This window comes from Microbacterium sp. zg.Y909, from assembly GCF_024626565.1.
The window spans coordinates 1-22,483 of the sequence record NZ_JANJFJ010000040.1 but is presented as its reverse complement, the minus strand read 5'-3'; the positions used below and the strand labels follow the sequence as shown (position 1 = coordinate 22,483).

General features: G+C 68.9%; 20 protein-coding genes. 11 read left to right on the top strand and 9 right to left on the bottom strand.

Annotated elements, in window-relative coordinates; all coding sequences use genetic code 11:
- From NQ160_RS05220 to dnaA, 5 genes are all read right to left on the bottom strand, one after another.
- Window positions 1-896: ATP-binding protein (locus NQ160_RS05220; RefSeq protein ID WP_257514161.1), on the bottom strand; the 896-nt coding region annotated here is incomplete at its 3' end.
- A 122-nt stretch (window positions 897-1,018) separates the two neighbouring features.
- Entirely contained in the window at window positions 1,019-1,504 is a 486-nt protein-coding gene (locus tag NQ160_RS05215; RefSeq protein WP_257514160.1) for a DUF721 domain-containing protein, read from the bottom strand.
- Window positions 1,497-2,654 carry a DNA replication/repair protein RecF gene (gene recF / locus NQ160_RS05210; RefSeq protein WP_257514174.1) on the bottom strand — a complete coding sequence of 386 codons (1,158 nt, stop codon included), beginning with the start codon at window positions 2,652-2,654 and terminating at the stop codon, window positions 1,497-1,499. Before recF ends, NQ160_RS05215 begins: the two co-directional genes overlap by 8 nt.
- A 48-nt stretch (window positions 2,655-2,702) precedes the next feature.
- Window positions 2,703-3,854: a DNA polymerase III subunit beta gene (gene dnaN, locus NQ160_RS05205; RefSeq protein WP_257514173.1), complete on the bottom strand. Its 1,152-nt coding sequence runs from the start codon at window positions 3,852-3,854 to the stop codon at window positions 2,703-2,705.
- 592 nt (window positions 3,855-4,446) lie between these two features.
- Complete coding sequence (gene dnaA, locus NQ160_RS05200; RefSeq protein WP_257514172.1) at window positions 4,447-5,862, bottom strand: chromosomal replication initiator protein DnaA; 1,416 nt, start codon at window positions 5,860-5,862, stop codon at window positions 4,447-4,449.
- Window positions 5,863-6,172: 310 nt separating this feature from the next.
- On the opposite strand from dnaA, the gene rpmH reads away from it, so the two are divergent.
- The 9 genes from rpmH to NQ160_RS05155 all read left to right on the top strand — a co-directional run bounded on the left by rpmH (window position 6,173) and on the right by NQ160_RS05155 (window position 14,445).
- Window positions 6,173-6,310, top strand: a complete 138-nt coding sequence (gene rpmH / locus NQ160_RS05195) for a 50S ribosomal protein L34 (RefSeq protein WP_013584598.1) — start codon at window positions 6,173-6,175, stop codon at window positions 6,308-6,310.
- A gap of 8 nt (window positions 6,311-6,318) precedes the next feature.
- Window positions 6,319-6,657 (top strand): ribonuclease P protein component, encoded by a 339-nt coding sequence (gene rnpA / locus NQ160_RS05190; protein WP_308211446.1) that lies wholly within the window; start codon window positions 6,319-6,321, stop codon window positions 6,655-6,657.
- Window positions 6,654-7,010, top strand: a complete 357-nt coding sequence (gene yidD / locus NQ160_RS05185; protein WP_257514170.1) for a membrane protein insertion efficiency factor YidD — start codon at window positions 6,654-6,656, stop codon at window positions 7,008-7,010. The genes rnpA and yidD overlap by 4 nt, the downstream gene beginning before the upstream one ends.
- Window positions 7,011-7,016: 6 nt before the next feature.
- Window positions 7,017-8,231 (top strand): membrane protein insertase YidC, encoded by a 1,215-nt coding sequence (gene yidC / locus NQ160_RS05180; protein WP_257514175.1) that lies wholly within the window; start codon window positions 7,017-7,019, stop codon window positions 8,229-8,231.
- Window positions 8,232-8,251: 20 nt separating this feature from the next.
- Window positions 8,252-8,743: a Jag family protein gene (locus NQ160_RS05175; protein ID WP_257514154.1), complete on the top strand. Its 492-nt coding sequence runs from the start codon at window positions 8,252-8,254 to the stop codon at window positions 8,741-8,743.
- Window positions 8,744-8,758: 15 nt separating this feature from the next.
- Entirely contained in the window at window positions 8,759-9,382 is a 624-nt protein-coding gene (gene rsmG / locus NQ160_RS05170) for a 16S rRNA (guanine(527)-N(7))-methyltransferase RsmG (RefSeq protein WP_257514169.1), read from the top strand.
- 2,633 nt (window positions 9,383-12,015) lie between these two features.
- Entirely contained in the window at window positions 12,016-12,957 is a 942-nt protein-coding gene (locus tag NQ160_RS05165; RefSeq protein ID WP_257514152.1) for a ParA family protein, read from the top strand.
- Window positions 12,957-14,066 carry a ParB/RepB/Spo0J family partition protein gene (locus NQ160_RS05160; protein WP_257514168.1) on the top strand — a complete coding sequence of 370 codons (1,110 nt, stop codon included), beginning with the start codon at window positions 12,957-12,959 and terminating at the stop codon, window positions 14,064-14,066. The genes NQ160_RS05165 and NQ160_RS05160 overlap by 1 nt, the downstream gene beginning before the upstream one ends.
- Window positions 14,067-14,100: 34 nt before the next feature.
- Complete coding sequence (locus NQ160_RS05155; protein ID WP_257514167.1) at window positions 14,101-14,445, top strand: tryptophan synthase subunit alpha; 345 nt, start codon at window positions 14,101-14,103, stop codon at window positions 14,443-14,445.
- A gap of 66 nt (window positions 14,446-14,511) precedes the next feature.
- Here NQ160_RS05155 and trxA read toward each other — a convergent pair whose 3' ends face one another.
- The 4 genes from trxA to NQ160_RS05135 all read right to left on the bottom strand — a co-directional run bounded on the left by trxA (window position 14,512) and on the right by NQ160_RS05135 (window position 19,830).
- Window positions 14,512-14,835, bottom strand: coding sequence for a thioredoxin (gene trxA / locus NQ160_RS05150; RefSeq protein ID WP_191719678.1), 324 nt, complete (start codon window positions 14,833-14,835; stop codon window positions 14,512-14,514).
- A gap of 59 nt (window positions 14,836-14,894) precedes the next feature.
- Complete coding sequence (trxB, locus tag NQ160_RS05145; RefSeq protein ID WP_257514166.1) at window positions 14,895-15,887, bottom strand: thioredoxin-disulfide reductase; 993 nt, start codon at window positions 15,885-15,887, stop codon at window positions 14,895-14,897.
- 104 nt (window positions 15,888-15,991) lie between these two features.
- The gene (gene murJ / locus NQ160_RS05140) at window positions 15,992-17,560 is read right to left on the bottom strand and encodes a murein biosynthesis integral membrane protein MurJ (protein WP_374113629.1); all 1,569 of its coding nucleotides are present in this window, start codon (window positions 17,558-17,560) and stop codon (window positions 15,992-15,994) included.
- A gap of 20 nt (window positions 17,561-17,580) precedes the next feature.
- Complete coding sequence (locus NQ160_RS05135) at window positions 17,581-19,830, bottom strand: DUF6049 family protein (RefSeq protein ID WP_257514164.1); 2,250 nt, start codon at window positions 19,828-19,830, stop codon at window positions 17,581-17,583.
- Window positions 19,831-19,947: 117 nt separating this feature from the next.
- Here NQ160_RS05135 and NQ160_RS05130 point away from each other — a divergent pair, with 117 nt between their 5' ends.
- Together NQ160_RS05130 and NQ160_RS05125 are read left to right on the top strand one after the other, a co-directional pair.
- Window positions 19,948-21,501 (top strand): DUF7059 domain-containing protein, encoded by a 1,554-nt coding sequence (locus NQ160_RS05130; RefSeq protein ID WP_257514163.1) that lies wholly within the window; start codon window positions 19,948-19,950, stop codon window positions 21,499-21,501.
- Window positions 21,502-21,511: 10 nt separating this feature from the next.
- Window positions 21,512-22,483 (top strand): CCA tRNA nucleotidyltransferase (locus tag NQ160_RS05125; RefSeq protein ID WP_257514162.1); only part of this gene is annotated, 972 nt, incomplete at its 3' end.

The following is a 22,483-nucleotide window of genomic DNA, read 5'->3' as shown; positions in this document are numbered from 1 at the left end:
GTGGTCCACTGCATCGCCAGCTCGAGGGCGATGTGGCGCACCCGGTCCTCGGACTCGATCTCGATGATCTCGTCGTTGACGACCTCTGCCTTGCGCACCTTGTTGAGGTACTCGACGTAGTCGACCAAGCCCCGCTCGTAGTGGAAGTCGTCATTCGGCTGGTGCTCCTCCGACGTGCCGTCAGGCAGATCGACGGTGTACACCGAGTCGGGGCGCTCGTCACGGAGCGTGATGCGCAGTCCCTTGTTGAGGAACGCGGTCTGCTGGAAGCGGGTGCGCAGCGTGTCGTAGTCGAAGTGCACCGTCTCGAAGATGGTGTCATCCGGCCAGAACTCGATCGTGGTGCCGGTCTCGTCGGTCTCCTCGGCCTGTGCGAGGGGAGCCTGCGGAACACCGCCGTCGCGGTAGGTCTGGCGCCATGCGTGCCCCTGACGCTTGACCTCGACCTCGAGGCGGCTCGACAGCGCGTTGACCACTGACGAGCCCACACCGTGCAGACCACCCGAGACGGCGTATCCCCCGCCGCCGAACTTGCCGCCGGCGTGCAGGACGGTGAGGACGACCTCGACGGTGGACTTGCCCTCCGCGCGGTGGATGTCCACGGGGATGCCGCGGCCATTGTCGACGACTCGAACGCCACCGTCGGCCAAGATGGTGACGTTGATGGTGTCGCAATACCCGGCGAGAGCCTCGTCTACGGAGTTGTCGACGATCTCGTACACGAGGTGGTGAAGGCCTCGCTCACCCGTCGACCCGATGTACATGCCGGGGCGCTTGCGGACCGCCTCGAGGCCCTCGAGGACCTGGATCTCATCTGCCCCGTACTCGCTGTTCCGCGCCGGCGCCGTACGCGATTCGGGTTCTTCGGAAACGCTGTCGGGATTCTGAGACGTCATATGTTTCGAGCGCTCCACATCGATCTTGCGTGAGCGTCCAGTCTATCGGGTTTCACCGCCCGCTCGCGGCCTGAATGGCCCTGTGGCGCGACGAAAACCGCCGGAATGGCCCAGATCGTCGGTCAACCGTAGGTATCGCGGGGACCCCGCCCTGGAATCGCTCTGCGACCCCATTTCCAGGAGGGGACGTCCGGGCCCACGAAGCGGATGCTCGAGACCCCCGCCTCGGGGAAGCGTCGCACGATCTCGGTGACGATCGTCGCGCGCATGAGGGTGAGCTGCCGCGCCCACGCGGTCGAGTCGCACTGCACCGTGAGCACGCCGTCACCCAGCGCCACCGGAGATGCGTGCCGCGCGGTCTCCTCACCGGCGACCTGTTCCCACTGCAGCACCAGGTCCTCGCGGGCCAGCTGCGAGTTCCACCCCGAAGCGCGCGTGAGGTCGGCGACCACGTCGCCGAGTCCGTGCGGATCGCGTCCCGGCGTGAAAGGGGCGTTCTCATCGTTCGTCGCGGGGCGCCGGCGGCGCCGCGACCGCTGCGTGGGCTCCAGGCCCCGCAGCCGCATGTACGTGGCAATCGTCTCGGGAATGCGCGCGGGATCAGTCATCGTCCGCCTCCAGGATGCGACCCGCCTCGACGCGCACGGTCCGCGCACGCAGCGCCTGCGGCACGTCTTCTTCGACGGCAGCGGTGACGACCACCTGCTCGTAGTCGGCGACGAGCCCGGCGAGACGGCTGCGCCGATCGGCATCGAGCTCGGCGAAGACGTCGTCGAGGATCAGCACCGGGTCGCCGAGGCGCGATTCCGCCCGCAGCAGATGGGCCGATGCCAGGCGCAGTGCGAGCGCGACCGACCACGATTCACCGTGCGAGGCATATCCCTTCACCGGCAGCCCCCGCACGCGCAGCAGCATGTCGTCGCGGTGGGGCCCGGTGAGGGTGAGGCCGCGCTCGAGCTCGGCGGTGCGGCGGGCGGCGAGGGCGGAGCGGAAGAGCGCCTCGACGGCGGACGCATCGGAGGCGGTCGCCGCAGACGCGGCATCCTCTTCGGGGTCGGCGCCGTCCACCGACAGCGCCCAGACGAGCTCGGGACTGTGGTCGGCGCCGGCGATGGAGGAGTAGGCATCGACGAGCGGCTGGGTGAGCTCGGCGGCCAGTGCCAGCCGGGCCCGGATCACCTGCGTGCCGAGGGTGACGAGCTTGTCGTCCCACACGTCGAGGGTCGCGAGCGCGTCGCCGCGAACGCCCCGCGCCCTCGCGGACTTCAGCAGCGCAGTGCGCTGTTTGAGCACGCGGTCGTAGTCGGCGAGCACTCCCGACATGCGGGGACTGCGCTGGACCAGCAGCTGATCGGCGAAGCGACGGCGAGCCGAAGGGTCGCCGCGCACGATCTGCAGGTCTTCGGGGGCGAACAGCACCACCTGCGCGTACCGCGGCAGTTCGGCAGGCTTCACCGGAGCTCCGTTGACCCGCGCCTTGTTCGACCCCTGACGGTTGACCTGGGCCTCGAGCTGCACGCGCCGCTCCCCGTGGGCGAGCCGCGCCCGCACGATTGCGGCATCCGCGCCGTCACGCACCATCGGGGCATCGTTCGAGACGCGGTGCGATCCCAGCGTGGCCAAGAACGCGATCGCCTCGACGAGGTTCGTCTTTCCCTGGCCGTTGCGGCCGACGAAGACGTTCGCTCCCGACGTCAGTGCGACGTCGGCCGCCGCATAATTGCGGAAGTCCACGAGGCTGAGCTGCTCGACGATCACCGAATCACCTTAGTTCGCCGGTCCGACAGGACGCCGGGCGGCGGCAGGTCAGCGCAGGAGCAGGTTGGGCTGCAGCAGGTACTTGAACGACCCCTCGCCCGCCCTGTCCACCGAGGTCTGCGCCGTGATCAGCACGGGGCTGAGCTTGTTGGCGTTCTCGCTGGAGGTGAACGTGATGCGGGTGAACTCGCTGCGGACGGCGCCGAGAGCCTCGATGAGGTACTGGGGGTTCAGGCCCAGTGTGACGTCTTCGCCGACGAGCGTGGCATCGACCGATTCAGTCGCCCGAGCCTGCTCCGTACCCGAGGCGTCCATCGAGACGCCGTCGGCGGTGAACGTGAACCGCAGCGGCGCCGAGCGGTCGAGCACGAGCGACACGCGACGCACCGCCTCGACGAGGTCGGCGGTGTTGACGACGGCGTGGTGTTCGGTCTGCTCGGGGAAGAGGCGGCGCACGGGCGGGAAGTTGCCCTTGATCAGCAGCGATGTGACCGTCTTGTTGCCGGCGGTGAACGCGATGATCTCGCGGTCACCGGTGCCGGAGAAGGCGATCGAGATGTCACCGGAGTGCGCGAAGGTCTTGCCGACCTCGGTCAGGGTGCGCGCCGGCACGAGCGCGGTCGTCGTCTCTTCGGACGCCGCCGACCCGCCGTCCCACGGCAGCTCGCGCAGCGCGACGCGGTAGCGGTCGGTGGCGACGAGGCTGAGCTGCGTGCCCGAGACCTCGAGCTGCACGCCGGTGAGCACCGGTGTCACGTCGTCGCGCGAGGCCGCGAAGGCGACCTGGGCGATCGCGGTGGCGAAGTCATCGGCGGGGACGAGGCCCGATTCTCCGGAGACCTCGGGGATGGCGGGGTACTCCTGCACCGGCATGGACGACAGGGTGAAGCGGGCCGAGCCGCAGGTGAGCAGGATGCCGCCGTCTTCTTCGAGGCTCATCTGCACCGGCGCGTTGGGGAGCTTGCTGGCGATGTCGGCGAGCAGTCGACCGTGGACCAGGATCGTGCCCGGGTCGTCGACGGTCGCCTCGATGGTGGTGCGGGCGGATGCCTCGTAGTCGAAAGCCGACAGCGACAGCCCGGTGTCGGTGGCTTCGATGAGCACACCGGCGAGGATCGGCTGCGGGTTGCGCTGCGGCAGAAGCTTCACGACGAACGACACGGCCTCGCTGAAGACATCGCGATTGACGTGGAACTTCACTGGTGCTCCCTTGATGGCGGTAGGGCCTCCCATGCTAGTGCCACGAAGCCTCGGCCTCGGAAGACGCCGGCGCAGCGGCGGACACGGTGATGGACCCGGAATTCATAGAGATGGTTCTGTCATCTTGTTAACAGCTGTGGAAACTGTGGATAACTTCGTCGATCCCAGTCGGCACAACCGAACTACACGTGTGTGACTTGTGGATTCCGTGAGGATTGGCGTGATTCCGCGGGTTGTCGGGGGGTGTCACAAAACTCTTGTCATCCACAGGCGGGCCGGATCCACTCACAATCGTGTCGGCGCGTCTCACATTTATCCACAGGTTTTCCACACTGTGCAGAACTGGATGATGGGACCCCACAGGCGCCCTGTCAACCGCCGACGGATGGCATGTGCACGGCGTGGAACATACGCCGCGGGGAATGCGGGCGCGGGCGCGCGCAAGACGTCGTCGTGGCGACGGGGAGGCGGCGTGAGAGGGGTCCCGCGCGGTGGGAGCCCTCGCAGAAGCGTCGTGGGTACCCCGAAGAGAGGCCTGTCCCGCGCAGGGGTGTTCAGGCGGCGGATCTACGGCGGCGGCCGTCAGCGGCCGTCAGCGGCCGTTGCGACCGAGCTGCGTCGTGATCTCGGACACCTGGTTGTAGATCGAGCGACGCTCCTTCATGAGCTCACTGATCTTCTTGTAGGCGTACATGACGGTGGTGTGGTCGCGGTTGCCGAACAGCTGCCCGATCTTGGGCAGCGACAGGCTCGTGCGTTCGCGACACAGGTACATGGCGATTTGACGTGCGGTCGCCACCGCCTGTGAGCGGCTCGACCCGTACAGGTCGTCGACCGACAGCCGGAAGTACTGTGCGGTGGCCGTGATGATGTCGGTGGGCGAGACCACGTTGGCGTCGTCATGGTCGACGATGTCGCGGAGCACCGTCTGCGCCAATGCGATGTCGAGTGCGGAGCGATTGAGGCTCGCGAAGGCGGAGACCCGGATGAGGGCGCCCTCGAGCTCTCGGATGTTGGACGAGACCTTCGTCGCGATGTACTCGAGCACCTCGTCGGGCACGAGCAGCCGTTCGGACTGCGCCTTCTTGCGGAGGATCGCGATACGGGTCTCGAGGTCGGGCGCCTGCACGTCGGTGATGAGACCCCACTCGAAGCGGCTGCGCATGCGGTCTTCGAACCCGGTGAGGTGGCGTGGCGGAACATCGCTGGTGATCACGACCTGCTTGTCGTGGTCGTGCAGCGTGTTGAAGGTGTGGAAGAACGCCTCCTGCGTCTCGGCGCGCCCCTGCAGGAACTGGATGTCATCGATGAGGAGGATGTCCACCTCGCGGTAGCGCGCTTGGAACGCGGCGCCGCGGTTGTTGGCGATCGAGTTGATGAAATCGTTCGTGAACTCTTCGCTCGAGACGTACCGCACGCGGATGCCTGGGTACAGGCTCAGCCCGTACTCGCCGATCGCGTGCAGAAGGTGCGTCTTTCCCAGCCCCGAGTCACCGTAGATGAACAGCGGGTTGTATGCCTTCGCCGGTGCTTCTGCGACGGCGACCGCCGCCGCGTGGGCGAACCGGTTGGACTGGCCGATGACGAAGTTGTCGAAGGTGTACTTCGGATTGAGCCGCGTGTCGCTGCGGGACGGCGGTGCGATCGGCTCGGGTTCCTCGGCAATGGGGCTGCGCACGATGACGGGCGCCGGTGCCGGCTGCAGGGGCGTCGGTGCGCTCAGGTGCGCGTCGGCGAGTTCCGGGTTGACCACCACGCGAAAGGCCGATGCCGCCGGCTGCGCGTCGACCCGGGCGAGGGCCTCCATGATCGGCGCGCGCAGACGCTTGTTCAGCTGGGCGGCGGTGAGCTCATTGGGCACATCCAGGTACAGCGTTCCGCTCATGACGCCCTGCGCCACGGCGAGGCTGAGGAATCCCTGCAATTGAGGGGTGACCCGCTCGTCGTGGGAGAGTTCGCCGAGCACGGCTCTCCAGACCGGAACGTCTGGAAGATCGTGCTGTGACATTGCGCCTCCGGGGGTCGATGCGCCGTGGCATCCCGCCGCACGCGGAGGGGGCGGGCCTGTGGATAACGTGCGGGGGCAACGCTAATCAGGCAACCTCGCCTCCACCAAATCCACTGTAGGCCGCCGCCGCGTGTCATTGCCAGGCGTGGGTGCAGCCGGTGGATAAAGTGAGCGGCTGCCTGCGCCCGGTTTGAGTTATCGGGCGGCGCGACGTACCCTTAATCGGTTGACGTATGCCCAGTCGGGCAGTCCCCTGTACCCGCGTCCCCGGTCCCAGCGTTCCGGTGACCGCCGATCCGGAGTGATCCTCATGAGCAAGCGCACTTTCCAGCCCAACAACCGTCGTCGCGCCAAGAAGCACGGCTTCCGCGCCCGCATGCGTACCCGCGCGGGTCGTGGCATCCTTGCCGCTCGTCGCGCCAAGGGGCGCACCGAGCTCTCTGCCTGACGCAAGCTGTGCTTTCGAGGCCGAACCGCCTCACACGCGGCGTCGAGTACCGAGCGGTGGTCCGCGGCGGTCGGCGGTGTGGGGGATCCCACACCGTGACCTATGTCGCGGCATCCCCCGGTGACGGCACCCCCCGGTTCGGCTTCATCGTGAGCAAGCAGGTCGGCGGCGCCGTTGTGCGCAACACCGTCCGGCGGCGGCTCAAGGCCGTGTGCGCCGAGGCGCTGAGCGACGTGCCCTCGGGCGCCGATGTCGTGATCCGCGCTCTGCCCAGCGCCGCGACCGCGCCCTATGCCGAACTGCGCAGCGAGGTGCGGCGCTGTCTGGCCAAACGGGTGCCGGTATGAGCGTGTCGACCTTGCCGACGGCTTTCGTCGGTGACGGCGCGCTCCACGCCGATGCGCTGGTGCGCGGCATCCCCCTCGTTCCTCGCAACCTGGGGCTTGCCCTTCTGCACGGCTACCGCGCCACGATCTCCCACGTCTATGGCGACGTCTGCAAGTACTACCCCTCGTGTTCGGCCTACGCCGTCGGCTCCGTCCAGCAGTACGGGCTTGCGAAAGGGACCGCGATGGCTGCGAGGCGCCTGGCCCGCTGCCATCCCTGGGCTGTCGGCGGGATCGATGACGTACCGTCGAATCCACGCTTTGGCCATGAGCTGACTCGGCACGGATTCGTCGTGCCCTCCGGAAAGGACTGATCCGTGCTGGATCTCTTCGCTGCCACCCCGATCCCGGTGGTCCCCACCCCGACGACACCGCCTCCGGGGGAGGGTTTCGACCTCTTCAGCACGCTGATGTGGCCGTTCAAGTGGCTCGTCGAGCTCATCCTGGTGTTCTGGCACTGGCTGTTCACTGCTGTGGGGATGCCTGCTACGGCAGGTGCCACCTGGGTTCTGTCCATCATCGGCCTCGTCATCGTGGTGCGCTCCGCGCTGATCCCGCTGTTCGTGCGGCAGATCAAGAGCCAGCGCAAGATGATGGAAATTGCTCCTGAACTGCGTAAAGTCCAGGAGAAGTACCGGGGCAAGAAGGACCAGCTTTCTCGCGAGGCCATGAGCCGCGAGACGATGGCGCTGTATAAGAAGCACGGGACCACGCCGGTGTCGAGCTGTCTGCCGCTGCTGGTGCAGATGCCGATTCTGCTGGGTATGTTCTACACGCTCAGCGATGTCAAGAAGCACGCTGAGTGGGGCGTGGGCGGTGTGGGCTTGCTCAACACCGAGCTCACGAGGCAGTTCTACGACGCGCAGCTCTTCGATGTCGCTCCGCTGCACGTCAACATGATCGACGCGATCAACCAGGGACAGACCGCGACTGTCATCATCCTGATCATCCTCGTTGTGCTGATGATCGCGTCGCAGTTCATCACCCAGCTGCAGATCATCTCGAAGAACCTGTCGCCCGAGGCCAAGACCGGCCAGGCGTACCAGATGCAGAAGATCATGCTGTACGTGCTGCCGCTGGCATTCATCTTCTCGGGTGTCTTCTTCCCCCTCGGTGTGGTCATGTACTGGTTCACGTCGAACCTGTGGACCATGGCGCAGCAGTTCGTCGTGATCCGCAACCTGCCGACGCCCGGCTCCGACGCCGCGAAGCAGCGCGAGGAGCGTCTGGCACGCAAGGGCAAAGCGCTTGATTCCAAGGGCCGCGTCATCCCGATGGAGAAGTACCAGGAGGAGCAGCGGCGTCTGGCTGAAGAGGCAGAGCGCGCACGTGCCGCCGCGCCCAAGCGCCAGCAGCCGGTCGGCAAGCAGCGTGCGAAGAAGAAGCAGGCGCCCAAGGGTGGTCCCGCGAAGAAGGCCTCGACCGACGGTTCGGGGAAGCCGGCAGGCCCCGACGCCGCTGGAGGCTCCGCAGCAGACGGCACTGACGGCAGCCGGCCGAGCACGACGCCGCCGAAGCCGCCCAAGAAGTCCTGATCGCACAAAGGAAAACGGACATGACTCTCACGCCTGAATCCGCGGACGCCACGGTCGAGCAGCTCGAGCAGGAAGGCGACATCGCCGCCGACTACCTCGAAGAGCTGCTCGATATCGCCGACATCGACGGTGACCTCGCCCTGGACGTGCGCGCCGGGCGCGCGTACGTGTCGGTCGAAGCCGAGGACTCGGGCTCGCTGTCTCTGCTGAGCCACCCGGACACGGTGCAGGCGCTGCAGGAGCTGACACGGCTTGCCGTTCAGAACCGCACCGGACGCTTCTCGCGTCTGATCCTCGATGTCGGGGGATCGCGTGAGCAGCGCCAGCGCGAACTGGAGCGCCTGGTCGATCTCGCGATCGAGCGGCTGGACGAGGGCGCGTCGCAGGCATCCCTGCCTCCCATGTCGAGCTACGAGCGCAAGCTCGTGCACGATGTGGCCTCGGCGCGGGGCTTCGTCTCGGAGTCCTACGGCGAGGGTGCCGACCGCCACACGGTCATCAGCCGCGCCTGACGTTCCGCTTCCATGATGAACGCTCTCGAAGAAGAACCCCAGGTCGCGGCGGATATCTTCGGCGACCGCATCGACGCTGCGCGCGCGTTCACGTCGGCGCTCGCCGCGCACGGCGAAGAGCGTGGTCTCATCGGACCGCTCGAGCTGCCGCGGCTGTGGACGCGGCACATCCTCAACAGCGCGGTGGCCGCCCCGTTGTTCCAGGGAACGGTGGGCGACGTCGGGTCCGGCGCAGGTCTGCCTGGAGTCGTGCTGGCGATCGCGCGTCCGGACGTGCGGTGGGTGCTCATCGAGCCGATGGAGCGCCGGGTGCTGTGGCTCGAGGAACAGGTGCGTGAGCTGGGACTCGACAACGTCGAGGTGCTGCGTGCCCGGGCGGAGGACTGGTCACGCGGTCCCGTCCTCGATGCTGTGACTGCGCGGGCGGTGAGCGCGCTGCGTACGCTGGTTCCGATCACGGCACCACTGGTGCGTGACGGTGGGGAGCTCGTCCTGCTCAAGGGCGCGAACGCGGCGAACGAGATCGCGGCTGCCGAGAAGGTCATTCGCAAGTTCCGTCTTTCGGACGTGCGGGTGGAACCGGTGGGCGAGGGGCTGATCGCGGAGCCGACGCGAGTCATCCGAGCCACCGTCCGCTGACGCGCCTGCTGCTTCAGCGCACACGCGGCCGTCCGGCCGACCGCTCTCGGCGTTCTCGATGGGAAAGAGCGACCCATTTCGGTTGTGTGAGAGCCATTCTGCGCTGCGATCCGCACTCCGGCGTCCTCTCAAAACGGCGCCGAGAGGCAGTGATTCGAGCGGGATGCCCGCCGAAACGACACCTGTTTCACGTGAAACACGACATCTGCTGCCGCGTGAGTTTTCGCGGTGCCGAGTGAGTACTCGGCGGGTCGGGTGAGTATTCGCCGCCTCGAATGAGCAACCGCGACGCGCTCACTTCAGGACGCGCTGACTTGAGGGAGCCCGCCAACGGGCATTGTCGCCTTCGTGATGTGGCACGCCCTGTCGACTATCGGACGCGCGCAAAGCCTTGGTGACGTCGGCGGCTCGGCTGGCTTGTGGCGGTGGCGAGAAGGCGGACTGACCGTCTACGGGTGGTTTCCCTGCGCCGGTGTTGCAACCGATGGGCGGCCGAGTCGGTGGATACTCATGTTCTGCTCTGCCCCCTCATCCACCCTGATCTGGCCGAAGGGAGGTCACCGGCGCTTGCCAAAGGCACCCGACACCCAAACTCGCCGTACTTACGCGGCCCGGCGATGCCGTGGGCATGCGATAGATGACTCGGTAGCGGCAGCGGCTAGGGCTGCCGACGAGAAGTGGGCAGGGGAGGTGCGTTTCACGTGAAACACTCTGCGCGTCGGTGCGCATGCGCCGCGCGCACCCGGTTCTTCGGTCGCGACGGCGGGGGCACCCGGCGCGCATCGCTTTCCCAAAGCCCTCAGGCTCAAGGTCCGTGTAGGTGACAATTCTGCCGCGCGGCGGGGGTGCGGGAGGCGGGGCCTCGCCGCCGAGCGCACCGCCGCACCGTCTGCGACTGGTCGGTTACAGGGCGCAGAGGGCCCACGGGGTGTCACGTATGCGCAGCAGCGGGGGAGAGTGTGCCTGTGCGCTCCTTTCGCGGCACCAGAGCCGCATGGGCCCCCGCCGGCCGCGCTGGCTAGCCTGATCCCACACTCCGCGCGTTGGGGCCACCTCGCACCGCGGCGTGGGGGCACCACAGCCTGATCCGGGGGCGAGTTCCCTCGTTTGCCCTGTTTCACGTGAAACAAGCAGCCAAGTTGGCTCGGTGACTCGGTCGCGGGCCGAGGTGTCACTCCCTCGGGTGCCCATGCGTGCGGCATTGGGGTCAGTGCGGCGGCACCTTCCCGGAGCTCGGGTCGACCCCGGCTGAACGCTGCGAGTCGCACGCGTATCGCCGGATCAGATGTTTCACGTGAAACCGCGGACTTGCACACCTCTGAGGAGGACGGGGGAGTGTGGAGCGAGTAGGGGAAGCGGCGGTGCAGCATGCCGCAGCCACTGCACGGCGCGCGAGGGGTCGCTACGGAATGATGCAGGCAACGAGCTCTGGGCTACGAGACGCGAAACCGCGCAAATCGGTACGTTTCACGTGAAACACCGCTCCGCATTTCACGGGTTCGGCCGTCAAGGGGTCGTGCGTACAGGCGGGTCGGGTGTTGGCGCGCGACGTGGCGGCGACTCGAAACGACCGGCGTGATGCCGACCCCCGATCAGGTGCTGTGCCCCATCTCACTGCCGTTTCACGTGAAACATACCCCCCACGGCGGCAAAGGGCACCGAAGGATGTGGGGGAATGGGGGTTCCATCGTGGATTACCGGCGTGCACCGGGTCATTGCTCCGTTTCACGTGAAACAAGCACGACGACCCATCTTGTGGAGAGGTCTCTCCGCGTCCCCCGGCCGCACACGGTGTGACTATTGCGGTGTCCAGCTCGGCCACCGCGGACGACAGGGCACGCAACTGTGTGCACTCGGGGTTATCTGTGGGCCTTTTCGGTTGCACCAGCGTCGCTGTGGTGCGCGCGCAGCAGGCCCAACGCGCCACCGCGTGCGCGAAGTCCTCCGCGGCGGACGCTGCGCGCAGCCAAAATGAACCTCACGCGGCCGCAGTTGCCGCAGTCTCGGCACGCGCGGCCGAGCGGTCGTCCGGACGCTGATCCCGGGGCCTCGGCCAGGGAGGGCGCCCAGGTTGCCGCGACGCGCGCGCTTGCAAAGGGGGGGGGCGCATCGACGATCTACCGCCGGCGCACCCCATTCCGTACGACGAGGCTGGCCTCCGGGCCGGCCACGCCGACCCCGAATGCGTGTCGCACCGGGACGTCGAGGCGCCGCCAGGCCGAAGGCTCCGGAAGCGGGTGCGATGCGGGTCTTGTCTGCCCGGCGTTCCCCTGGTGCACCACGGATTGTGTGGCGGGGTGGTGCGGCCTCCGGGGGACCGCGTGAGATGTCGTCGCCGCGGCCCAAGACGGGTGACCAGGTCGCCGTACACGCCCCGCGACCGTAACCGGGCGCTCCACAACCGCGGGCGGGGGAGGCTTACCGCTCGTCGCAACGTCGGGATGCCACCTCCTGCGTCGTAACAATCCTTCGGCACACGCCCCCAGCCCGCGGGGGGCCGGAATGCGGACGTGTTTCACGTGAAACGCCCACCCCGGAGTGTGATTGTGCCCGCGCTGGGCGGTGCGGGGGACGGGAGTGGGGGCGGGGTCGCGTAGGGTTGAACAGGTGTCTCGTCGAGCGAAAACGGAAGGATGTTTCACGTGAAACAACCCGAGGATGGAGCCGGACCGGCATCCTTCAGCCTCGACGACGCACCGCTGGCGCGGGAATTGGCGGACCTCACCGCACGCCGCCGCGCGCTCGACGTCGTCGACGTGCGATTGACCGGAGAAACCCGCGTCTTCACCGTTTCCAACCAAAAGGGTGGGGTCGGCAAGACCACGACGGCAGTCAACGTCGCCGCCGCTCTCGCCGCTCTCGGCGCACGTGTGCTCGTCATCGACCTGGACCCGCAGGGAAACGCGTCCACGGCGCTGGGGATCCCCCACACGGCCGACATCCCGAGCGTTTACGACGTTCTGATCGACGACTTCCCGCTCGCCGACATCGTGCAGCAGAGCCCGGAGTCACCGAATCTCTTCTGTGCGCCCAGCACGATCCACCTCGCCGGCGCTGAAATCGAACTGGTGTCCCAGGTGGCACGCGAGCACCGGCTCAAGACCGCCCTCGAGGACTACCTGCGCGATCTGCAGCCGCGCCTCGACTTCGTCATCATCGACTGCCCGCCCTCCCTCGGGCTGCTGACGATCAATGCGTTCACGGCGGCCGACGAGGTGATGATCCCGATCCAATGCGAGTACTACGCACTGGAGGGGCTCAGCCAGCTGCTCGGGAGTGTGCGGATGATCCAGAAGCACCTCAACCCGCAGCTGCACGTCTCGACGATCCTGCTGACCATGTACGACGGCCGCACCCGCCTCGCCCAACAGGTCGCCGAAGAGGTGCGCTCGCACTTCGCCGAGCAGGTTCTGCGCACGGTCATCCCACGCTCGGTGCGCGTGTCCGAGGCTCCGAGCTTCGGACAGACCGTCATCGCGTATGACGGACACTCAGCCGGCGCGGTGGCTTACAAGGAAGCAGCGGTGGAGATCATCCAGCGCGGCACGACACACAAAGAAGAAGGAAAACCCTGATGGCGAAGAGAACTGGTCTCGGTCGAGGCATTGGGGCGCTCATTCCGACGTCGGAGCCGTCGGAGGCGCGTCCCGTCGACGTGTTCTTCCCCGGCGCCTCACGGAAGGCCGCCGAGGCTGAGGCCGCAGCCGTGGCCGCGTCCGCCGCGGCAACCGAGGAGACGTCCACGACGGATGCCGCCGTCGCCGCGCAGCCCGCGGCGTCAGAAGACACCTCGCTTACGGACGCGACGGACGCGCCTGAGGCCGACGCCCCTGACGCGCCGGCGCCCGACCCGGACGCCCCCGAGCTCGTCGCCATCCCGGGCACCCGCCTGATCCAGGTCGACCCCAACGACATCGTCCCGAACCCGCGCCAGCCGCGCACGCACTTCGACTCCGACGATCTCGCGGAGCTCGTGCACAGCGTGCGGGAGTTCGGTGTGCTGCAGCCGGTCGTCGTGCGCACCAACGCCGACGGCAAGTACGAGCTCATCATGGGGGAGCGGCGCACGCGCGCATCGCGTGAAGCGGGACTCACCTCGATCCCCGCGATTGTGCGCGACACCGAGGACGAGCACCTGCTGCGTGACGCGCTGCTCGAGAACCTGCACCGCTCGGAGCTGAACCCGCTCGAAGAGGCATCCGCCTACCAGCAGCTGCTCGAGGACTTCGGCATCACGCAAGAAGAGCTCGCCACACGCATCGGCCGGTCCCGGCCGCAGATCAGCAACACCATCCGCCTGCTGAAGCTGCCGATTCCGGTGCAGCACCGGGTTGCCGCGGGCGTCTTGAGTGCCGGGCACGCCCGCGCCGTCCTGTCACTCGAAGACCCCGAGGCGATGCAGCGGCTCGCCGACAAGATCGTCAACGAGGACCTCTCGGTGCGCGCCGCCGAGGCTGCGGCGAAGGCGACGGATGCCGGCACGGCGCGCCGTGCGCTCCCGAAGGCCGGCGCGCGACGTGCCCACCTCGATGAGGTCGCCGAGCGGCTGGGCGATCGACTGAACACCAAGGTGAAGATCAACATCGGCGCGAGAAAAGGCCAGGTCATCATCGATTTCGCGACGATCCAGGACCTCAACCGCATTCTCGAGGAGATCGGCGAGACCGAGTTCGGCGCCCGCTGACCCGGGCATCGGCGGGCCGACGTAGGCTGGATGAATGACAGCCGCCGAGTCCCACGCCCCCCGCCGGGCGAGTCTCGAACTGCTGCGCGCCGAGGCCGGCGACGAGCTGTCGGTGCTGGTGCACGAGCGTCTGCGTGCGGGCGAGGATCCTTGGGAGTTCATGGAGGACCTGCCGAGCGTCGATGAGCTCGTGGTGCTGCTGCTGCGCGCCGACAACATCGCCGCCGACGGCGGTGCGCGGCCCACCGAGGCCCGCAACTACCGCGTGCTGCGACAGATCGCCCTCGACTACCCGGAGCTCACCAGCGCGGTCTGGCGCCTTCTCGGCTCCGAGCCGCACCGTCGGTGGGATGCCGCGGTGCGCGCAGACGCCTCCTGAGGCGCCCCAGGCACGCGAAAGGCCCGACCAGACGTGTCTGGACCGGGCCTCGTGCGTAAGGGCGTCTCAGCCGATGTAGGCGGCGAGATCCTGCTCGAGGGCGAACTTCGGCTTGGCGCCGATGATCGTCTTCTCGACCTCGCCCTTGCGGAACACCTTCATCGCCGGGATCGACGTGATCTGGTACTTCATCGCAAGATCCGGGTTCTCGTCGACGTTGAGCTTGAGAATGGTGATCTTGCCGGGGTGCTCGGACTGGATCTCGTCGAGGATCGGCGAGACCATGCGGCACGGGCCGCACCATTCCGCCCAGAAGTCGACGAGCACGGGGCCGTCGGCGTCGAGGACGTCCTGCTGCCAGTTGCTCGAGGTGGTGGCCTTGGCTGTCATGATGCTCTCCTTGGGAAGTCTGTCAGTAGGGGGAACGTCGAGGCGTGGGGGATTGTTCCTCAGGCGCCGACCGTGGCGGCATCCGGCAGGCCGTCGATCTGCGCGACGTCGCTCTCGGGCAGCGACGCCTCGCCGCGGGCCGCGAGGTAGTGTTCCACGTCGAGGGCGGCCACCGTGCCGCTGGCGGCCGCGGTGACGGCCTGACGGTAGGTCGGGTCGATCACGTCGCCGGCGGCGAAGACGCCCGGCACCGAGGTGCGCGAGGTGCGGCCGTCGACCCAGATGGTGCCCTCTGCGGTCAGGTCCAGCATGTCGTGCACGAGGTGCGTGCGCGGGTCGTTGCCGATCGCGACGAACAGTCCGTCCAGCGGCAGCTCGCGGGTGGTGCCGTCGGTGGTGGAGCGCAGCACGACGCCGGTCACGGCCTCGTCGCCCAGGATGTCGGCGACCTCGCTGTTCCAGATGAACTCGATCTTCTCGTTCGCGAAGGCACGCTCCTGCATGATCTTCGACGCCCGCAGTGTGTCCTTGCGGTGGATGATGTAGACCTTCGAGGCGAACTTCGTGAGGAACGTCGCCTCTTCCATGGCCGAGTCGCCGCCGCCGACGACGGCGATCGTGCGCTCACGGAAGAAGAAGCCGTCGCATGTGGCGCACCACGACACGCCGCGGCCCGACAGGCGCTCCTCGCCGGGGACGCCCAGCTTGCGGTACGCCGACCCGGTGGCGTAGATCACGGAGTACGCCTGGTGCACCTCGCCGTTGCCGAGTGTCACGGTCTTGACGTCGCCGTCGAGGTCGAGCGACACGACGTCCTGATAGAGCACCTCGGCGCCGAAGCGCTCGGCCTGCTCCTGCATCCTCGTCATGAGGTCCGGACCCATAATGGCCTCGGGGAAGCCGGGGAAGTTCTCGACCTCGGTGGTGTTCATCAGCTCTCCGCCGACTTCGACGGAGCTCGCGATGACCAGCGGCTCGAGGTTGGCGCGGGCCGCGTAGATGGCGGCGGTGTAGCCGGCGGGACCCGATCCGATGATGATGACCTGACGCACGTGTGCTGCTCCTTCGACGGCGGACAGGATTGCCCGCTCATGTCTTCAACACATGCTAACCGCGGGGCATTCCAGCCGCCCCCGGCGCACCGCGCGCGGCCGACTCAGCGCCTGCCGGGCAGCACCCGACGCACCAGGCCCAGGGCGACCTGCAGCTCGGGGGCACGCAGCAGCGCCAGCATTCCGACGTAGACCAGGGCGACGACGGCGCCGATGAGCATGGTGCCGAGAGCCCCCTGCAGCTTGTCGGCCAGCATCCAGCTGTCCTGCGCGCCGACGGCGAAGTAGATCAGCCATCCGGCCGCTCCCGCGGGGAGGGCCGCCAGCATGAACCGGCCGAGCGCGGGCACCCAGCGCCCCGCCTCGAGGCGCCCGATCTTGCGCCGCAGCATGACCGCCGCGATCACGAGAGCGACCGTGAGAGCGATCGACTGACCGAGCGCGACGCCCGCCGCCGTGAGCCCTGCGGGAAGTGTGGATGCCAGCAGCGCCGTGAGGGCGACGATGACGGCCTGCGCGAGCGAGAAAACGAAGGGCGTGCGGGTGTCGCCGAGCGCGTAGAACGAGCGCTGGATGGTGAACAGCACGGCGATGGGGATGAGCCCCACGAGATACCCGCCGAGCACGAGCGCGCCCTCGACGGCGGTGGGTGCGTCGTTGGTGAAGATGCGGGAGACGGGGACGGCGGCGGCGGCCAGCGCGACCGTGGCGCCGACGATCAGCACGCCGATCGAGCGGATGCTGGTGTCGATGTCCCGGCGCATGTCACCGATCCGCCCGTCGGCGGCGTGCTCGCTGAGCTGGGTGAAGTAGGGGATGCCGATCGACAGCACGATGATCGAGTACGGCAGCATGAAGATGAGGTTCGCGTTGCCGGTGACCATGTTCGCCGCGGCGGCCTCGCGGGAGGCGTCCGACAGCACGTTGGACTGCACGATCGCGCTCAGCTGGGCGACGAGCACCATGAGGAACGTCCAGCTCGCCAGGCGTCCGATGACGCCGAGCCCCATGCCGCGCCAGTGGAAGTCGGGGCGCAGGTGCAGACCCGTGCGGCGCCAGAAGACCAGCAGCAGCACGGCCTGCAGCACGATGCCGAGCGTCGCGGTGCCCGCGATCAGCGCGACCATCCCGGCATCCCAGCCCTCGATGGTGGAGTGCGTGCCGTAGATCACGATGAAGGCGCCGAAGCCGATGATCGACACGACGTTGTTGATGACGGGCGTCCAGGTGTACGGGCCGAACACGCGGCGTGCGTTGAGCGTCTCGCCCAGCAGCGCGTAGAGGCCGTAGAAGAAGATCTGCGGCAGGCACCAGTACGCGAAGACGGTCGCGAGGGCGTGCTGCTGTGGGGAGAACCCACCACCGTAGAGCGAGACCAGAAGCGGCGCGCACGCGACGGCGATGACCGTGATCGCGAGCAGCACCACCGATCCCAGCGTGATGAGCTTCGAGATGAAGGCCTCGCCGCCGTCGTCGCTGCGGCCGGCGGCGACGATCTGCGGCACGATGACGCCGGTGAGGATGCCCATCGACACGATGAGGAAGATCGCGTTGGGCAGCTGGTTGGCCACGACGAACGCGTCGCCGGCCATCGCGGTGCCGATCGCCGTGACCAGCACGATGGAGCGCAGCAGCCCCGTCACCCTCGAGACGAGGGTGCCCGCGCCGATCATGACACTTGCCCGGCCGATGCTCATCGTTCTCCGTCCTCGGCGCCTGCGGCATCTGCGGTGGCCCGTCTGCGCCGGCGCACCGTGCGGAAGAGCCCGATGACGAGAAGGCCGCCCACGACCGTCACGAGGGCTCCGACCCCGATCACCTCCCAGTCGGCACGCACCATGACGGTCGCGACCTGGGGAGAGCCCACGGGGATGCCGGTGGGGGAGAGCAGCTCGAACCGGATGTCGACCTCGCCGTTGCCGACGTGCGCCTCGACGGGGATCTCCACCCGGGTGTTGCTGTCGGGCTCGGCTCGCACCGTGGACTCCTCCTGCACCAGCAGTCGGGGTGCGCTGGGCTGGGCGATGAGCACCACATCGACCGGCCAGGGCAGGCTGTTGCGCACCCAGATGCGCAGCGGCACGTTCTGGCCCACCAGGTTGATGTCGCTGAGCTGGGGGACGCTGACCGCATTGAGAGTCGCCGCGGTCGCTTCCACGTGCTCGGCGAGGGTCGCCTGCCAGGTCTCGGGGTGCGGAAGCCAGCCGCCGCCCAGCAGCTGCAGCATGCTCGCGCGCTCGGGGCCTGTGATGAGGGTCGGGTCCTCGAGGATGGTGGCGAAGTCGGTGAGCGCAGCCTCGCCTTCCAGAAGCTCGGTGACCGCGGCCGTGCGGGCTTCGTCGGGTTCGCTCTCGGCGACGGTGACGGCGACGGGCTCCGCGGCGACGAGTGCGTCAAGGCCGACCGGAGTGGCGCCCGGCGCATTGGCCACCGTCGACAGCGCCATGGTGAGGCCGAAGCTCGAACGGCCATCGAGCCTGTCGACCGTGACGGCGATCGGGCGGCCGCCGCTCTCGCGCACCGCGAAGGCGAGGTGAGCCGTGACTTCGGTCAGTGCCGCGCCGCGCAGCGAGCTCTCGTCGATCGCCGAGGCGTCGCGGAGCGCCGCTGAGACGGCCGAATCGTAGACGAGCACCGAGGCCTCACCCGCGACGGCCCTGGCGGCGACCGTGGCGTCGCCGGCGCCCGCGGTGGTCGTGCCGGAGGGGATGAGTGTGAGCGCGGCATCCTCACCGCTACCCAGACCGCCGAGAGTGGCGGCCGTCGCCGGCCCCGCGGTGCCGGTGAAGGGCCAGTACACCGCCCCGCGCGTGGCTTCGACCGAGACCAGCTCGTCCAGCGTCGGGTAGACCGGTTGCCCCGGCGGGGTGGTCGGGGTGGGCGTCGGTGTGGGCGACGGGGTGACCTGTTGTGCGGGTTCGTCGGTGTCCGCCCCCGCAGGCGCCGGCGTCGATGTGGGGGTCGTCGTCGGAGTGGGCGTCGGGACCGGGGTCGCCGCCGGGTCGGGCACGAAGTCCGCGGCATTCAGGTACGGCTGCAGCGAGGTGGGCTGCAGCGGCGCGGGCAGGCCCGCGTCGAGCTGGGCTGCGACGTCGGCGTCGCCGAACTGCAGGGCGAAGCGGTCGTTGGGCAGAGCCTCCAGCTGCGCCAGCCACGCGGTGGCCGAGGGAGGCGCGGCGCTGCCGAGCGCTCGGACGGCCGCGAGGACAGCGGGGTCCACGGCGAGGATCGCGGTGGTGCCGGCGACGGCGTCAAGCTGTGCGGTGAGCTCGCCGTCCGGGGCGGTGAGAGCGGTGAGCTCATCCGAAGAGAGCAGGCCGTCGCTCGCGGGCGGCGCGGTGATGGGAACGATGACGCCCACGCCGGCGCCGCCGGCGCCGTCGTCGGGCACGGTCATCACGCTCGTGGACATGAGGGTGCCCGACGCGTTCGTGGCCGTTGCGCGCAGCGGGTACACCCCAGGCGCGCGGCCCGCCAGCTGCGGGTCATCGGGGGGGAGCATCAGGCCGGTCACGCCGCGCTCGCCGGCCTCCACGGCGTCGGCGACGGCGACGGCCACCACAGCCAGGTCGCCCGCGGTGCCGTCACCTGCCAGCCACGAGCTCAGCGCGGCGCGGTCGCCCAGCGGTGCCGCGCCCAGCTCCAGCACCACTTCGGCGGCGGGGGAGTTCAGCGACGTGTCGTTGGACAGTGTCACCGACACCGCGAGAGCGTCCCCGGGCCGCACGATTCCATTGCCCACCGGCGACAGGGTCATCTCGAGCGCTGCGTCGGTGTCGGTCTCGTCGCTTTCGGGCGTGGCTGCTGCAGCGGCGCTGGTTGCGGCGGTTGCGGTGGCGGCTGCGGCGCTGGACCATGCCGGTGCGAGCATGAGCACGACCATCAGCGCGGTCAGCAGCGCGAGGCGCCAGGGGCGGCGCGGTGCGGCGGGGATGTCGGTCATGGCGGGTTTCGGCTCGGGTGCGATTCATGACCGCACGATCAGCCGATTCTAGGCCGGGCGGCCTTTGAGCTTCCCGAACGGCGGGGCGATCCGCCCGAAGCGGGGTTGAATGGAAGGATGCCGACGCCTCCCGATCCCGCCCTCTGCCGCGCTCTCGCGGACGACCTGCGGGCCGCCGCCTTTTCTGCCGACGGTCTGCGCGACGCGTGGGGCGAGGCGGCCGACGGGGCGATCGCGCGGGGGCTGCGCCTGCCCGCCGAGCGGGCTCTGACCGGCCGGTCCGACCCTCTCGCGGTGCTCGCCCGGCTGCTCGTGCTGGGCCTGCGGCAGCCTGTAGCAGTCGTGGACGCCGCCCTGCCGCTGACGGGTGCGGCGGGACTGATCGCCCTGGAGCTGGCGACGGCCTCGGGCGACACGATCGTGCCGCGCGCGGTCATCCGCCCGCAGGAGTTCTCCGATGACGCCGGTGACGTGCAGTGGTGGGTCGCGAGCGACCTCGACGAGGCGGCGCTGGGTGGGCCCCTGCCCGAAGACCATGTGCTGGGCGTCGGCGGCGCATCACTGACGCTTGCCGGCCTGCAGCTGCCCGGTCGGGTGGGTCGCGTGCTCGACATCGGTACCGGATGTGGCATCCAGGCGCTGCGCGCGCGGCGCGACGCCGACCTCGTGGTCGCGACGGACGTGTCGGAGCGGGCGCTGCACTTCACGCGCCTCAACGCCCTGCTGAATGGCGTCGACGGCATCGAGGTGCGGCGGGGGAGCCTGTTCGAGCCGGTCACGGGCGAGCAGTTCGAACGGGTCGTCTCGAACCCGCCGTTCGTCATCACGCCCCGCGCGGCGGGGGTGCCGGCGTACGAGTACCGCGACGGCGGGCTCGTGGGCGACGCGCTCGTGGCGCAGGTCGTCAGCGGCGTGGGTGGTCACCTTGCTCCCGGTGGAGTCGCGCAGCTGCTGGGCAACTGGGAGTATCGCGCCGGCGAGGACGGACTCGATCGGGTGCGCCAGTGGGTGGCGGCATCCGATATTCCTCTGGACGCATGGGTGGTCGAGCGAGAGGTTCTCGACCCGCTCGCATATGCCGAGCTGTGGATCCGCGACGGCGGCACGGAGCCCGGTTCGCCGGAGTCGACTCGACTGCTGGCGGCCTGGCTCGACGACTTCGCCGAGCGCGGGGTCACCGGCATCGGGTTCGGATACGTGCTGCTGCACCGTTCGCAGGGGTCGGTGCCCACGCTCGCCCGCTACGAGCGGGTGACGCAGCCGGTCGGCGAGGCCCTGGGCCCGCACCTGGCGGCGTCGCTCGCTGCGCACCAGCGGCTTGCCGACATGGACGACGCTGCGCTCGCGGCGAGCGTGCTGGAGGTGGCTCCCGACGTCACCGAGGCGCGGCACCACCTGCCCGGCGCCGAGGACCCCAGCGTCATCGAGTTGCGTCAGGGCGGAGGCTTCGCGCGCACCCTCGAGGTCGACCCCGCGCTGGCCGGCCTGGTCGGGGCATGCGACGGCGACCTGCCGGTCGGGGTACTGATCGACGCGATCGCACAGCTGCTCGAGGTGGATGCCGCCGAGTTGCGCGCGGACCTTCTCCCTCGCGTACGTGAGTTGCTGTTCACACAGTTCCTGCGGTTCGCTGGGCAGTCGCCGACAGGGGCGCGCAGGAGCGCTCGGTAGGCTCGAACCCATGCTCAACATGGCCGAGGGCCTCGCCCGCATCGGCGCGCTCGCCGCGTCGCCGGTCGTCGACGCCCTGGCGCGCGCGTTCGCCGAGGCCGGCTTCGAGCTCGCCCTCGTCGGCGGCCCGGTGCGCGACGCGCTGCTGGGCCGGCCGACGAACGACCTGGATTTCACGACCAACGCGCGGCCCGACGACATCCTGCGGATCGTGAAGCCGATCTCCTCTGCGCAGTGGGACATCGGCCGCGACTTCGGCACCATCGGCGCCCGCGTCCGCGGCGAGCAGGTGGAGATCACCACCTACCGCGCCGACGAGTACGACGGCGCCACGCGCAAGCCGGTCGTCGCGTTCGGCGACGACCTCGAGGGCGACCTCGCGCGACGCGACTTCACCGTCAACGCGATGGCGCTGCGCCTTCCCGGCCCCGCCCTGGTCGACCCGACCGGAGGCGTCGAGGACCTCGTCGCCGGCATCCTCCGCACCCCTGTCGACCCGGCCGTCAGCTTCGGCGATGACCCGCTGCGCATGCTGCGCGCCGCCCGCTTCAGCGCCCAGTTGGGTTTCGACGTCGATCCCGCGACCGTCGCCGCGATGACCGAGCGCGCCGAGACGCTCTCGATCGTGAGCCCCGAGCGCATCCAGGGCGAGCTCGTGAAGCTGCTGCAGGCCGATGACCCGGCGCGCGGCATCCGCCTGCTCGTCGACACCGGCCTGATGGCGAAGTTCCTGCCCGAGGTGCCGGCGCTGCGCCTCGAGGTCGACGAGCACCACCACCACAAGGATGTCTACGAGCACTCGTTGACGGTGGTGCGCCAGGCGATCCAGCTCGAACGGGAGCGCACTCCGGATGGCGCGCCCGACGTCCGCCTGCGGCTCGCCGCCCTGCTTCACGACATCGGCAAGCCCGCCACGCGGCGGCTCGAGGACGGCGGCGGGGTGACCTTCCACCACCACGACGTCAAGGGCGCGCGGCTGGCC

Excerpts from the sequence above, each read along its gene's own strand:
- NQ160_RS05175 (WP_257514154.1), top strand. The coding sequence starts at position 8,252 with ATGACTCTCACGCCTGAATCCGCGGACGCCACGGTCGAGCAGCTCGAG.
- NQ160_RS05215 (WP_257514160.1), bottom strand. The coding sequence starts at position 1,504 with ATGACTGATCCCGCGCGCATTCCCGAGACGATTGCCACGTACATGCGG.
- rsmG (WP_257514169.1), top strand. The coding sequence starts at position 8,759 with ATGAACGCTCTCGAAGAAGAACCCCAGGTCGCGGCGGATATCTTCGGC.
- yidD (WP_257514170.1), top strand. The coding sequence starts at position 6,654 with ATGAGCGTGTCGACCTTGCCGACGGCTTTCGTCGGTGACGGCGCGCTC.
- NQ160_RS05135 (WP_257514164.1), bottom strand. The coding sequence starts at position 19,830 with ATGACCGACATCCCCGCCGCACCGCGCCGCCCCTGGCGCCTCGCGCTG.
- trxA (WP_191719678.1), bottom strand. The coding sequence starts at position 14,835 with ATGACAGCCAAGGCCACCACCTCGAGCAACTGGCAGCAGGACGTCCTC.
- NQ160_RS05130 (WP_257514163.1), top strand. The coding sequence starts at position 19,948 with ATGCCGACGCCTCCCGATCCCGCCCTCTGCCGCGCTCTCGCGGACGAC.
- NQ160_RS05155 (WP_257514167.1), top strand. The coding sequence starts at position 14,101 with ATGACAGCCGCCGAGTCCCACGCCCCCCGCCGGGCGAGTCTCGAACTG.
- NQ160_RS05165 (WP_257514152.1), top strand. The coding sequence starts at position 12,016 with ATGTTTCACGTGAAACAACCCGAGGATGGAGCCGGACCGGCATCCTTC.
- dnaA (WP_257514172.1), bottom strand. The coding sequence starts at position 5,862 with ATGTCACAGCACGATCTTCCAGACGTTCCGGTCTGGAGAGCCGTGCTC.
- rpmH (WP_013584598.1), top strand. The coding sequence starts at position 6,173 with ATGAGCAAGCGCACTTTCCAGCCCAACAACCGTCGTCGCGCCAAGAAG.
- NQ160_RS05160 (WP_257514168.1), top strand. The coding sequence starts at position 12,957 with ATGGCGAAGAGAACTGGTCTCGGTCGAGGCATTGGGGCGCTCATTCCG.
- murJ (WP_374113629.1), bottom strand. The coding sequence starts at position 17,560 with ATGATCGGCGCGGGCACCCTCGTCTCGAGGGTGACGGGGCTGCTGCGC.